Origin of the sequence: Psychrobacter sp. Sarcosine-02u-2, from assembly GCF_002836335.1 — a bacterium.
Taxonomy (GTDB): Bacteria; Pseudomonadota; Gammaproteobacteria; order Pseudomonadales; family Moraxellaceae; genus Psychrobacter; species Psychrobacter faecalis.
Genome location: NZ_PJBX01000173.1, coordinates 71,937 through 84,905, shown reverse-complemented (window position 1 = coordinate 84,905; position 12,969 = coordinate 71,937). Strand labels below are relative to the sequence as shown.

Sequence of the window (12,969 nt, the reverse complement as noted above, 5' to 3'; positions counted from 1 at the left end):
TTTATTGAGCTTTTTTACGGCGCATTAAGCTATTAGCTACCCATGCTGGACCAATTAATAAAAACTGTAAGTCTTCAAAGAAAGACGGTTTTTTGCCTTCAATTTTATGACCGACAAACTGTCCAATCCAAGCAACCACAAAGATAGCCGCCCAAACTTTAAAGCTCCACGGCAGTAGCGTCATCACTGATAAGCATACGAGAATAAACATACCCATTGCCAAAAACAGCGGCGTCGATAAACGCATATAAAATATTAAAACTAAGGCGCTCATCACCAAGGTGAACCAGACCGATAGCGACATGCCCATGCCTAAGATACTGACAAAAATGGTTGGAACACAGAGCCAATGGATTTTTTTATTGACTAGGTTTTGATGACTGACAGAATATTCACTGAGCCATTGCTCAAGTGTGCGTTTCGACATACGACCTTGACGAGTACGAGACATACTAACCTCCTTGTTAGCAAATAAATTTATTCTTACCAGTTGTAGCACTAATTGGCACAACCTGCCATTTTATCTGGTAAACCGCACAGTCAAAACATACTATCTTATTAACCTAATTTGTCTGTTTTTCAACTTTTTATGTTTTACCAAAATTATCCCTTAACGTACTGGTTGGGCTGACTCTCTAGAGTCTTGCTCGCTGCGATACCATTCATACAGTCCGACAAATGAGTTGACTTGATAAATCATGGTTTGAATGGCAAAGATATAATTGCCCGACATCAGGTTCACGGTTAGCCAAACGAAATTGGATAAAATCCATAACCACCAATTAAATGAATAACGCAGAATCATCGCTGCCTGCGCAGTGATAGACAGCACAAAAGCGATAACGTTAATCCAAAAGAAAGAGATAAAGCCCAAAAACTTACTATTATCATCTTCAACGACAGCATAGCCATAGCTGGCAAGTAAGTTATTTACCGTAGGAAACAGCGCCAAACCGATGACCATAAAAGCGATGGTTAATAGCCAAATCCAGCGACTGGCAGATTTGGGCACCATATCGCCATCGGCGTCGGTATGCTTGGACCAATAAAAAATCCCATAAAGATGACTAAAAAAGTTAAATAACGGCGCGAGCATCAAACCAACGGCGCCAGAGGTGGCTTGAACCACAAATTCACCTGCGGTCGCCGCCATTCCAAAACCATTACCCAAAATATTTTTGCGGAACGATAATGACACCACGCAAATCAAACCGATAAATGACACGGCTAAGTAAAACCAATCAAGGGTATTGTGTTCGGTGGTCAGCCAAAAGCCTGCTGATAAAGCAATGACACCGCAAATAAACCATAGGACAATCCATTGAATCGCCCATTTGCCGGTGATATTGTCTAGAAGCTGAATACGCATAACGTCTTTTTCCTCAAAGTATGAAAGCTATTATCGTTTTTTTCTTATTTTAGAGTTATTTTTTTAACAGCATTTTTTCTATGGTTTTTTTAAGTTTGTTATTTACCATAGATAAGCTTATCAATAATTAATAAAGCCTGCTGATAGCGGGCATCATAATCTGGCTGATCAATCATATGCGGCTCAATATCATGACGGGCAAAAATATCTAATAAGCGCTGCTCAAAGCGACCGCGAGCCTCAGGCGTACCTAATGAGCGCATGCCATCGTCAACCCATGGGGTATTGTTATCAAGCATAATGGTATGGTCTAAGCGAAACTCATCGATACACGCCGCCACAAAGGGATGGGTACGACCTTCGTATTCTTCACAAAAAGCCTGCGTGGTGACAAAATCTGTATCAATAATGGTTACAGGCGCTGTTGCTCTAGCAGCGGCAGCGCGGATTGCTTGGGCATGATTGAGAGCAATGGGACCATAATCGCTATACTGTAAACCAATCTCGCTACCGCCCAAATCTGTACCGACATACAGCCGTCCCATCTCTAGCGCAAAGCCGGCCCCATAATAGTTGGCAAGCTTATGTACCAATGTCGTCTTGCCCGAGCTTTCACCACCGACGATGGCAACCGTTTTGGTATAGTCGCCGCGTACTTGTGGGTGCAGCGCCGACCAGTGCGCGACCGGATTATGTGCAATCGCGTAAGAATCAAATTCAGATTGCAATGGCGTCGTGACTACTGGCATGACTAACTGTCCAGAAATGTCCGATTGGGCTAATGGATGGTTTTCTGCGGCAAACAAAACCGTGTCCGCCGGCAGCGCTAACGCGTCTATCAATCGTTGCAGCTTGGCATTGCTAGCCGCAATATCGATGCTTACATCGGCAAAGCTGTCATGCAGCGGCAGCTCAATCTCATCAGTGGTATGAATATGGATAAAGGGCAAATCTGCGCACGCCATCTGTAGCCAACGCGCCTTATCTTGCAAGGTAATAGTAAAGTCTGGATGCGGAGCAGGGTGCGTCATAATCACAATATGCAGCGTCTTTGCTTGTCCTACGGCGTCCAATATACTGCGCATTTGCCCCAAATGTAGCGGTTCAAAATGTCCAATCATTAGTCCTGATTCGTACATAGCTTTCCTTATGTGCTGTTTTTATTTTAGTTATGATTCATCGTGGCAATTCATATCTCCTAAGCCTTGATGATTTAATAGCATGGTATAAAGGTTTGGATAGATTTACAGGTAGGTTATTGTAAATAGGCGTTATTTTGGAAAGGGCTTTTTATATAGAAAGTATTGCAATAAGCATTTAAATACCACTCTGTCATGAAGTTTTTATAAGCTGAGCATATTTAAATTATTTAGAGAATATTTTAAACTTGTAACAGAATATGTAATATAAGCGAAACAAAGTGAATGATGAAACATTTTGAAATAGTTATTTAAAATCAGGCGTTTAGGCGCGATTATGAGAGCTTAGAGTAAGCTTAAGTAGCATAAACTCACAAAGCACGTCTATATCATCAACAGATAAAAAGTCAATAGTTGCTATACTTATTCTTAAGTTCAAAAGAGCTATAAATTTTTATAACGTTTTAAAATAAATGATAAGAATAACGTTAAATAATACATTTAGAATAAATAGAAATAATAAGAGAGGTATTTGATTTGGCTAAGTTAGCAAAATTACATCGCTCAAGAAATAATCGTATGATCGCGGGTGTGATGGGCGGTATTGCAGAATATGTCGGTTGGTCGCCAACATGGGTTAGATTGTTATTTGTGATTGTCTCCACCATGAGCGCCGCTGTCCCAGGTATCTTAATTTATATTATCTTATGGATAATCATGCCTAAAGCAAATAATCAGTCTTATCAGTAAAGGCAAACTTAAAAAGTTAAGATGAATATAAAAGTTGACGAGTATTAAGTTCTCAATACTAAAGTCACAATATTAAAAACAAAATCATCTGAATAACTGTAACAATGTAAAGTACAAGGCTAGAATAAAAACAATAGCCCATGAAAAAACAAAAAGCCTGACTCATCAGGATGCCTGCGACACACTTTTCCTCCTGCCCGAATGCTCACGCATTTGGGTATTTTTTTATCTTGTTTTTATATCTATTGGCTTAACAATGCTTATAGGTAGATTTTGACGATGAACCAAGCAAATAACTGGCTATTTGAGCGATTTAGACAAATTTAATTGCGCTAAATATAGATAAAATGGTCAATTTTTAGTAAGGTGAGCAGGCAAATAGAGCCGTTGCCAAATAGGCCATACGCGCGCTATCAATATCTTATTTTATAATATCAATTCCACCGTGGCGTTATGACATGCCCCAAACTATGACAATCCAAACTATGACATCTCAAGCGACAACTTCGATGACACAAGAAAAACACGCTCAGCCGATGACTTTTCAAGATTTAATTCTTACCTTACAGAACTACTGGGCTGATAAGGGCTGTGTGGTCTTGCAGCCTTATGATATGGAAGTCGGCGCTGGTACCTTTCATACCGCGACATTTTTGCGCTCGCTAGGTCCTGAGCGCTGGAATGCGGCTTACGTGCAACCATCGCGCCGTCCAACTGATGGCCGCTACGGTGATAACCCGAACCGTTTGCAGCATTATTATCAATTTCAGGTGGTTCTAAAGCCCAATCCACCCAATATCCAAGAGTTGTATTTGGATTCACTACGCGCTATCGGTATTGATCCATTGGTACATGATGTGCGTTTTGTCGAAGACAACTGGGAGTCGCCAACCTTGGGTGCATGGGGACTTGGTTGGGAGATTTGGCTTAACGGCATGGAAGTGACCCAGTTTACTTATTTCCAACAAGTAGGCGGTATCGAATGTTTCCCCGTGACAGGCGAGATTACTTATGGTCTTGAGCGCTTGGCAATGTATGTACAAGGCGTCGATAGCGTCTATGATTTGGTCTGGGCAGATGGCGAATTTGGTCGCGTGACTTATGGCGATGTTTTCCATCAAAACGAAGTCGAGCAATCAACCTATAACTTTGAGCACGCTGATGTGCCAATGATGGGTCAGATGTTTGATTTTTATGAGCAGCAAGCGGATAAGCTGGTTGCTGAAGGTTTGCCATTACCTGCCTATGAGATGGTACTAAAAGCCTCGCATGCCTTTAACTTGCTTGATGCGCGCGGTGCGATTTCAGTGACTGAGCGTCAGCGTTTCATTCTGCGTGTACGTACGCTGGCGCGTAAAGTTGCCTTTGGTTACGTCGAAGCACGCGCCAAATTGGGCTTCCCATTGGCAGATGAAGCGCATCGTCAAGCGGCGCTCGATAAGTATTTGCCAAAAGAAGATGTACTAACTGAAAATACAGATGATAATCAAACTACTAACAATAATAAATAGGAGCATCCCATGAGTACTATTTTATTTGAACTGGGGTGTGAAGAGCTACCTCCAAAAAGCCTAAAACCTTTACGTGATGCGCTACAAGCCAGTGTCACCGAGCAGTTAAATGAAGCTGAAATTGGCTTCGATAGTATTAAAGCCTTTGCTGCGCCGCGTCGTTTGGCGATTCAAATTGAGGGTATCAGCGACAAGCAGCCTGATCGTAGCGAGCAAAAACGTGGTCCTGCGATTAAAGCGGCGTTTGATAGCGATGGTAATCCAACGCGCGCAGCGATGGGTTTTGCTAAGGGTTTAGGTATCGACGCCAGCGAGCTGATCACTATCAACACCGATAAAGGTGATTATGTCGGCTATGAGCAGATTATTCAGGGTCAAGCGACGACTGAGTTACTACCTACTATTTTCCAAACCGCGCTTGATAATTTGCCGATTGCTAAGCGTATGCGTTCTGGCGCGAGCCGCAATGAGTTTGTACGTCCGGTACAATGGGCGGTATTGATGCAAGATGATGCGGTCATTGATGCGACTATCCAAGGACATCAAACTGGCAAGCAAACGCGCGGTCATCGCTTCCACAGTCCTGACTATCACGAGATTACGCATGCTAACGATTATGAGCAGCTGCTCGATGGTTTAAAAGTCGTGGCGGATTTTGATAAGCGTCAAACGTTGATTAAAAACCAAGTCAAAACGCTAGCCGATGAAGTTAATGCCGATCCGATCGTGCCGCAAGATTTGTTAGATGAAGTGACGGCGTTGGTTGATTTCCCGATTGCGCTACGAGCAAACTTTGAAGCGCGCTTTTTACAAGTGCCGCAAGAAGCGCTTATCTCGACCATGCAAGCGGATCAAAAATATTTTTGCTTGACCGATAAGGAAGGCAAATTGCAGCCTTACTTTATTTTTATCACCAATATTGAGTCAAAAGACCCGAATCAAATCATCGAAGGCAACGAGAAAGTCGTGCGTCCGCGTTTGGCGGATGCGGAGTTTTTCTTCTTGCAAGACCAAAAGCAGCCTTTATTTGCTTTGACTGAAAGCCTAAAAACGCGTGTCTTCCAAGATAAGCTCGGTACGATATGGGAAAAATCTGAGCGTATTGCCAAGCTTGCTGCCTTTATCGCTACACTGATGCAGCAGCAAGGTCGCGATATTAATGTTGATGAAACGGTACGAGCTGCAATATTATCCAAAGCAGATTTGGCCAGCTCATTGGTCGGTGAATATCCTGAGCTACAAGGTATCGCCGGTACGTATTATGCGCGCTTAAATGATGAACCTGAAGCCGTCGCGGCCAGCCTGCAAGAGCAATATTTGCCTAAGTTCAGCGGTGATGTATTGCCGCAGACGCCGATTGGTATTTGCTTAGCGTTGGCTGATCGCTTAGATACACTGGTTGGTATTTTTGCTATTGACCAAGCACCGACGGGCTCAAAAGACCCATTCAGCTTACGTCGTTCAGCGATTGGTATTTTGCGTATTTTGATTGAAAAACAACTACCGATTAATTTGGTGGCGCTCGTTGAGCAAGCGATTAAAGGCTATAGCACCAGTGAAGGCAGCAAAATTGCTAAAATGGGCGATACCTTTACCCAAGTGATGGCGTTCTTAAATTCACGCTATCGGGCGATGTATACTGAGCAGGGCGTCAGCGTCGATACCATTCAAGCAGTGCAAGCGATTAACCCGCATATGCCGCTTGACTTTGATCAGCGTATTCGCGCTGTGCAAACCTTTAGTGAATTGCCACAAGCCGAAAAGCTTGCCGATTCAAACAAACGTGTTGCCAACATTTTAGTGAAATCAGAAGTAAGGGTCGCTGACACTGTCGATGAAGCGCTATTATCTGAACCTGCTGAGCAAACGTTATATCAAGCGGTTCAGCAAGCGCAAACGGCGGTGAAACCGCTACTTGAAACGGCCGACTATACGCAAGTATTGCAAACGCTGGTCAGTTTGGATGCGCCTTTGTCAGACTTTTTCTCTGATGTCATGGTCAATAGTGAAGATGCAGCGTTAAAGAACAATCGCTTAGCACTGCTTAAGCAAGTGCGCGCCTTATTCTTAGCCGTCGCTGACATCAGTGAGCTGCAGCTGTAGTTTGTTCATTATAGTTCGACAGTTATAGCTCAATGACACGCTGAGCATCTATACTTTTGATTTATTAACGACTTAAAAAACTGGCTGTATATGGCCAGTTTTTTATACGCTTATTCTACAGCGTTAGGTTTATAATGTCTTAGAACGTATCCAAAGGAGCACTGCCGTGTTGGCTGTTATCATTGTAATTCTTATTATTTGGGCTGTGATGTGGGGCTTTTATAAGTTTATGTACCCGCGAGCGCCAAAAAGCATGATGCCAAAAAAGGGCGATGTGACCACGCCGCGCCAGTGTGATTTTTGTGGCAACAGTTTGGCTGAGTATCGCGGTGTGCTTGAATCTACACCTACTTTAGAGAGTAATAGCAGCAATAATATTGCCGCTCCTAAAAAATTATTCTTTTGCAACTATGAGCATCAAGCGGATTTTCACGCCGGTAAGACTTATCAAGCAGATGCCTAACTTGTAAGCCATAAGTTGTCAATCATAAGTCGATAAGCTGTTATCACCATTTAAAAAAGCGCTTAGCTCTGATGAGTTAAGCGCTTATCTTTTTAAAATACCTATTTCGTATTGAGGCAAATTTATAGAACAGAATGCGCATCTTTCATAATTTTGTTGAGCAGTGCTTCAGACTGTTTGCTTTGTTGGAGACGATCTTCTTCGTTTCTTTCATGAGTTTGGATTTTTTCATATAAATTTAAGCAGGTTAATACCAGTAGGTTTTCTTGGCTAAGACTTGGTGCATCTCTTCTTAACTTTAGAGCAAAGTCGTTGATATAGGAAACTGCTGCACGCAATTCTTCTTGCTCGTGTACAGGACAAAAAATAGGGTAGGTTACGCCAGCAATCGCTACATCGACCTTTCTAATTTGTGGTTCAGGAGCGCTTTCAGGTTTAGCAACGCTATTTACTGTACTATTAGTTGTCTTATTGCTATTTACATTGTTATTTTGCGGGTTCGAATTATTTGGCATGGCTTTTTGTGGTTGCGTGGTTTGTGTTTGATTGTCTTTTGCTGGAGTGGCTGTTGATTGAGTGTTTTTGGGTTGAATGTTATTGGTCTGACTGCTTGGCAGTTGACTCTCTACAGGGTTTGCGCGGTCATTGGTCATGATAAATCCTACAATATGTGTCATTAAAGTGAATAATTAACTGTCACTGCTCTAAATAGGGTGCTGATAAACCTAATAAACTTAAATGCTGAATAGATGAAGTTAATCAGCAAAGTTGCTCAAGTTAAGCATAATGAATATCAACGTCTGCTTAACTTTCGGCTTGGTCAATGCGTGTCAAACGCTGTAAAACCACTTGGGTGCGCTCAGCGGCCAATTCATTTTTCTTCTTCAAATCACTATTTTGCTGCTTAATATCGCTATACTGCTGTTTTAATTCATTATTACGCTGCTGCAAGGCATGGTTTTGATGCTGTAATTGCTCGATTTGCTTGTGCAATTTGTCTTGTTCTTCGCCAATCATATGATGCGCTTCGGCAAGGCTTTGGTAGCGCTTATCAAGATCGTTTAATTGTTTTTTGGCACCATCACGCTCGCTATAGCTGCTATCGAGCTTGGTTTTAAGAGCGGTAAGCTCTTTTGGGTCAGTCACTGGTTGTTGTTTGAGGCTGCTAAGTTCAGCACTGACAAGCTGATACTGCTTTTTAATATCGAGTACCATTTTTTCTAATATTCTAAGTTGGTCATACATAGTCAGTTTTTATCCTTAACAAGTAAGCGTAAATGAATTTTGTTCTCTGCGTTTAATAATGCCATAGGTGACCGCATAATATCTATATCAACAAAGTAATTGTATGGCGCTTTGTTTTGTGACTTTTATCACTTGCCGCTTTATGAATCATATCGGGCGGTGTCTGTTGGTATTTACCACTATTAATCAATCACTAGGACATCTATTATGAATGACAATATCTCTGGCTGGAATACTTGGCTGGCTGCGTTTGATGACTGGACGGACGTGTCTATCAGCGAGGTACACGGCTTGATGACGGGCCTGATGACCGCCTGTAATGCTCCTGATGAGCCAGTTTGGGCAAAGGTGTTTGAAGAGCTGAGCTTTGCGCCGCTGCCTGATGCCGCATTAACTTTACTCACCGAAGAGGCAGAAGACATCGTTTTTCAGTTAAAAGACAAAGACGATGCTTATGCGTATATGCCACTGGTGCCAGATGATGAACATGACCTGTACGAGCGCGTGATGGCGCTGAAACAGTGGGCAAATGGCTTTATGACCGGTTTTGGTATTACCGATTGTGGTCTAAGCGCTGAAGAAAACGAGATGCTGTCGGATTTGGCAAAAATTGGTGCGATTCGATTAGAAGATGATGAAGACTTCGAAGGTGGCGAAGAGTCTTATCTGCATATTTTTGAATTTGCACGCATGGTGCCAGTGAGCTTTGCTACGCGTCAACGCAAACCTGTGAAAGATATTGCTCTGATTGCTGGCTTGGCTATCGATGCCAAAACCACCAAAGAGCTACAAACAGAAGGTAGGTTGCCTAAACCGATGCCGCCGGTCGTTGATGTGATGAATCAAAACCGCCCATCATAATTAACATGATAGGATAAAGGGAATGAGAAATAGCTGAGATTGATGCCAGAGAAATGGTACTTGGCTATTGGATAGCTATCCAAAATAATAAAAGGGATATGATGACTACTGATAATGAGATGGTTTATTTACGCCGCTGCATTGAGCTTGCTGTTGAAGCATTAGAGGCGGGCGATGCGCCGTTTGGTAGCGTGTTGGTCGATGGTGATGGCACTATATTATGTGAAGATCGTAATCGTGCCAATACGGTTGATGCGACTTACCATCCTGAAATTGCTGTCGCCAAGTGGGCCGCTCAAAATATGACCCCTGAGGCGCGGGCAAAAGCCGTGGTATATACCTCGGGTGAGCATTGCGCCATGTGCTCAGCGGCACATGCGTGGGCTGGTCTGGGTCGTATTGTCTATATCAGCTCATCAAAACAGCTCGGTAAATGGATGGACGAGATGGGTGTGAGCTCAACATCGCCCATCCATTCATTAAGTATCCAAGAAGTCGCACCGAATGTGCCCGTCGAAGGTCCGATTGCCGGTTTAGATGAAGAAATCAGAGCCCTACAGCAGCGCTCATTTCAAAAAAATAAGTAAAAAACTTAAATAAAAAATCTGCTTAAAAAGGCTAGGGCGTGTCTTCATTATTACGCTTATTAAAAAAGCTGTGCCTTTTTATCTTAGTACGATAAGGAAGTCTTATGACGCTAAAAAATTACGATAACGTTGCAGAACGAGAAACGCCCAATACTCATTATTCTATTGGCAATTATCCAAATGACAGTATTGACTGGCTAACAAGATTAATTGCGTTTGATACGGTCAGTCGCCATTCAAACTTAGCGTTGATTGACGATGTGAAAGCGTATTGCGAGCAATTGGGCTTAACGGTAGATTTAACCTTTAATGATACTAAAAATAAAGCCAATTTATTCGTTACGGTGCCAGCGGGAAAAGACGCCGATGAAGTGAATCATGGTCTGGTACTATCGGGTCATACCGATGTCGTGCCTGTCGATGGGCAAGACTGGACGTCGGAGCCGTTTACCGCGACCATTCGTGGTGACAAGATTTTTGGTCGCGGTGCTTGCGATATGAAAGGTTTTATTGCTTGTGCGCTGACACTATTGCCGCAAGCGGTAAAACTCTCTAACGCAGGTCAATTGCGTCGCCCATTGCATTTGGCATTGTCGTTCGATGAAGAAGTGGGCTGCTTGGGCGCTCCGCTACTTTTGGCAGATTTGAAAGCGCGCGGTATTACGCCTGATTACTGTATCGTTGGCGAGCCGACTAACATGACGATGGTAGTAGCGCATAAAGGCATCGCGGTTTACCGTTGCCGTGTTCATGGCAAGTCTGCGCATTCGTCATTGACTGCCCAAGGTGTCAACGCCATTAGCTATGCCAGTCGTTTGATTGGTTATGTCGATGAATTGGCCCAAGAGATTAGTCATCGAAGCGATAACGATGCGCTGTTTGATGTGCCTTATTCGACATTGTCTGTTGGCACCATACAAGGCGGCACCGCGACCAATATCGTCCCTAATCTGTGTGAATTTACCTTTGATTATCGTAATCTACCGCATATGACACAAGACGATATCCTCGTACCGATTGCGGCAAAAGTTGCAGAGCTCAGCGCTCAAATGCAAGCACGTGCTGCCGATACTGGCATTGAGCTGCTACAAGAAGAAAGTGTGCCAGCGATGACCGATAGCGACAGCGCTGAGCTACAAGCATTAATTATCGCTCTGACCGGTGACGATACACGTCATAAAGTCGCTTATGCAACTGAAGGCGGTCAGTTTACTAATAGCGGCATCCCAACGATTATTTGCGGTCCTGGTAGCATTGAGCAAGCGCATAAAGCCGATGAATATGTCGCGTTAAGTGAAATGGCACGTTGTGATGAGTTTTTACAAAAGCTGCTAAACAGCTGTGCTATTAATTGATAAAATAGCCAACAAGCAATTTTATTGCAATATAGATGCGCATGACATACACCGTCTCTATGGCGGTGTTTATTTTTTCAACATGGCGTATGCTTTTCAACATGGTACACGCATTATTTAAATTTTTATAAAAAAGTAGGGGTTCGTTGATGTCTTGGCATCTGTTTGCGGTATTTTTTGCAAGTACGTTTTTTATCTCAGCGACCCCCGGTCCAAACATGCTACTGGCCTTTCAGTACGGCCTTAATTATGGCGTCAAGCGTACCTTATGGACGCTAGCAGGTTTAAGCCTTGGGCTGTTTATTTTACTGCTGTCAACGCTCCTTGGACTCGATGTTATCAGCCGTCAATCGCCATGGTTATTAACAGTGATTAAGACCGTTGGTGCGATTTACCTTATTTATCTGGGTGTTGCATCGTGGCGCGATAGTGCCAGTAGCAACTTGATGAGTGATGCCAGCGAGCTGAGTACAGAAGTTAATAAAGAGCTAAATACGACTACAGAAATGGCAGATAAGCCTATGCCGCGCTCGCTTTCGAGCGCTGCTGTTAAAGCGCCGCCTAGCGATTGGTTATTGTTTCGAACGGGCATGTGGGTGTCACTGTCTAATCCAAAAGCGATATTGTTTTTTGCCGCCTTTTTTCCCAAATTTATCAATTTTAGCGCGCCGCTGTGGCCGCAGTATATTATGCTGACTTGTGGGTTGTTTTTGAGCGAGACGATTTGGCAGCTGATTTATACCATTGGCGGTAAAAAGCTGGCTGGTTGGCTTGATGTTGGTGAGCGTTTGGCATGGCTCAATCGCGGTTGCGGGGTGATATTTATTTTAATTGCCGCGGCGTTATTGGCTGAGGTGTTAAATAGTTTCTTGGCTTAGGAATTAATCAAGTTTATGTTTAACGTGATTTTTTAAAAAGTGATACGTTTTCTAGAAAATTTTTATATAATTAAATTAATTATTGACTTTATTTGTTAAATCGTTATTATTATCCCATTGGTTTATAGCGCTTATCTTTCATAGGTGCTACATTATCCCAATTAATCTGCTATTGTTGCTCTGACATTGGCCACAACCTACGGAGGAATCATCGTGTCCTATTTAAACATTAAGACGTTTTCAAAGATTGAACGTATAAACTGCATGACAGCAATGACGACTTCGAAAAGGTTTGGCTGAATCTATATATAAGCTATTGAGTGATATCTTGTTTATTGATATCAACGCATAGCCTTCTATATCTACTCACTCTATCCCTCTTCTAAGTGCGCTATGTCAACATAGCTCGTAATCGTGCACGGCATTTTCGCGTTTGCTATTAGCTGTTTATTCGAAATTCTACCTTACTATTATCACTAATATTCTCGCTCAGCTCACGCTATTATTTAGTAAATAACTATTTATGTGTGTGCTATCTAAGCTTTCATTTTTAAGCTGAATATTTTGGTAGCGTAAAACTTCTTTTTAAAACGTCCATCATAAATTAATCATACATTTTTATTGATTTTTTAATTAATAAAGAAGCAGTATTTTATTGTCTATTTCTTATGAAAAATAACTTATTGAGTGTTTTACTTAATGGTAATC

The 12,969-nt window shown here is 42.5% G+C and carries 13 protein-coding genes; 8 read left to right on the top strand and 5 right to left on the bottom strand.

Annotated elements, in window-relative coordinates; genetic code table 11:
• Position 1: 1 nt before the first annotated feature.
• From CXF58_RS10890 to nadR, 3 genes are all read right to left on the bottom strand, one after another.
• Positions 2–451 (bottom strand): Mpo1 family 2-hydroxy fatty acid dioxygenase, encoded by a 450-nt coding sequence (locus CXF58_RS10890; protein ID WP_102077503.1) that lies wholly within the window; start codon positions 449–451, stop codon positions 2–4.
• Positions 452–610: 159 nt separating this feature from the next.
• Entirely contained in the window at positions 611–1,369 is a 759-nt protein-coding gene (pnuC, locus tag CXF58_RS10885) for a nicotinamide riboside transporter PnuC (protein WP_102077502.1), read from the bottom strand.
• A gap of 98 nt (positions 1,370–1,467) precedes the next feature.
• Positions 1,468–2,508 (bottom strand): multifunctional transcriptional regulator/nicotinamide-nucleotide adenylyltransferase/ribosylnicotinamide kinase NadR, encoded by a 1,041-nt coding sequence (gene nadR / locus CXF58_RS10880; RefSeq protein WP_102077501.1) that lies wholly within the window; start codon positions 2,506–2,508, stop codon positions 1,468–1,470.
• Between the two features lie 537 nt (positions 2,509–3,045).
• Here nadR and CXF58_RS10875 point away from each other — a divergent pair.
• The 4 genes from CXF58_RS10875 to CXF58_RS10860 all read left to right on the top strand — a co-directional run bounded on the left by CXF58_RS10875 (position 3,046) and on the right by CXF58_RS10860 (position 7,335).
• Entirely contained in the window at positions 3,046–3,258 is a 213-nt protein-coding gene (locus CXF58_RS10875; protein WP_068407485.1) for a PspC domain-containing protein, read from the top strand.
• 485 nt (positions 3,259–3,743) lie between these two features.
• Complete coding sequence (glyQ, locus tag CXF58_RS10870) at positions 3,744–4,769, top strand: glycine--tRNA ligase subunit alpha (protein ID WP_376779313.1); 1,026 nt, start codon at positions 3,744–3,746, stop codon at positions 4,767–4,769.
• A 9-nt stretch (positions 4,770–4,778) separates the two neighbouring features.
• Complete coding sequence (gene glyS / locus CXF58_RS10865) at positions 4,779–6,872, top strand: glycine--tRNA ligase subunit beta (protein WP_102077500.1); 2,094 nt, start codon at positions 4,779–4,781, stop codon at positions 6,870–6,872.
• A gap of 166 nt (positions 6,873–7,038) precedes the next feature.
• Positions 7,039–7,335 carry a hypothetical protein gene (locus CXF58_RS10860; RefSeq protein WP_369811330.1) on the top strand — a complete coding sequence of 99 codons (297 nt, stop codon included), beginning with the start codon at positions 7,039–7,041 and terminating at the stop codon, positions 7,333–7,335.
• 122 nt (positions 7,336–7,457) lie between these two features.
• Here CXF58_RS10860 and CXF58_RS10855 read toward each other — a convergent pair whose 3' ends face one another.
• Both CXF58_RS10855 and CXF58_RS10850 read right to left on the bottom strand, forming a co-directional pair.
• On the bottom strand, positions 7,458–7,988 hold the full coding sequence (locus tag CXF58_RS10855) for a cell division protein ZapA (protein WP_227678600.1): 531 nt from the start codon (positions 7,986–7,988) through the stop codon (positions 7,458–7,460).
• Between the two features lie 151 nt (positions 7,989–8,139).
• Positions 8,140–8,580: a hypothetical protein gene (locus CXF58_RS10850; protein ID WP_102077499.1), complete on the bottom strand. Its 441-nt coding sequence runs from the start codon at positions 8,578–8,580 to the stop codon at positions 8,140–8,142.
• 207 nt (positions 8,581–8,787) lie between these two features.
• Between CXF58_RS10850 and CXF58_RS10845 the strand changes: the two genes are divergently transcribed.
• The 4 genes from CXF58_RS10845 to CXF58_RS10830 all read left to right on the top strand — a co-directional run bounded on the left by CXF58_RS10845 (position 8,788) and on the right by CXF58_RS10830 (position 12,261).
• Positions 8,788–9,441 (top strand): UPF0149 family protein, encoded by a 654-nt coding sequence (locus CXF58_RS10845; protein WP_102077498.1) that lies wholly within the window; start codon positions 8,788–8,790, stop codon positions 9,439–9,441.
• Positions 9,442–9,539: 98 nt separating this feature from the next.
• On the top strand, positions 9,540–10,028 hold the full coding sequence (locus CXF58_RS10840) for a nucleoside deaminase (protein WP_228706600.1): 489 nt from the start codon (positions 9,540–9,542) through the stop codon (positions 10,026–10,028).
• A 104-nt stretch (positions 10,029–10,132) separates the two neighbouring features.
• Complete coding sequence (gene argE / locus CXF58_RS10835) at positions 10,133–11,383, top strand: acetylornithine deacetylase (RefSeq protein ID WP_102077497.1); 1,251 nt, start codon at positions 10,133–10,135, stop codon at positions 11,381–11,383.
• Positions 11,384–11,532: 149 nt separating this feature from the next.
• Positions 11,533–12,261, top strand: coding sequence for a LysE family translocator (locus CXF58_RS10830; protein ID WP_102077496.1), 729 nt, complete (start codon positions 11,533–11,535; stop codon positions 12,259–12,261).
• The last annotated feature ends 708 nt before the right edge of the window (positions 12,262–12,969 follow it).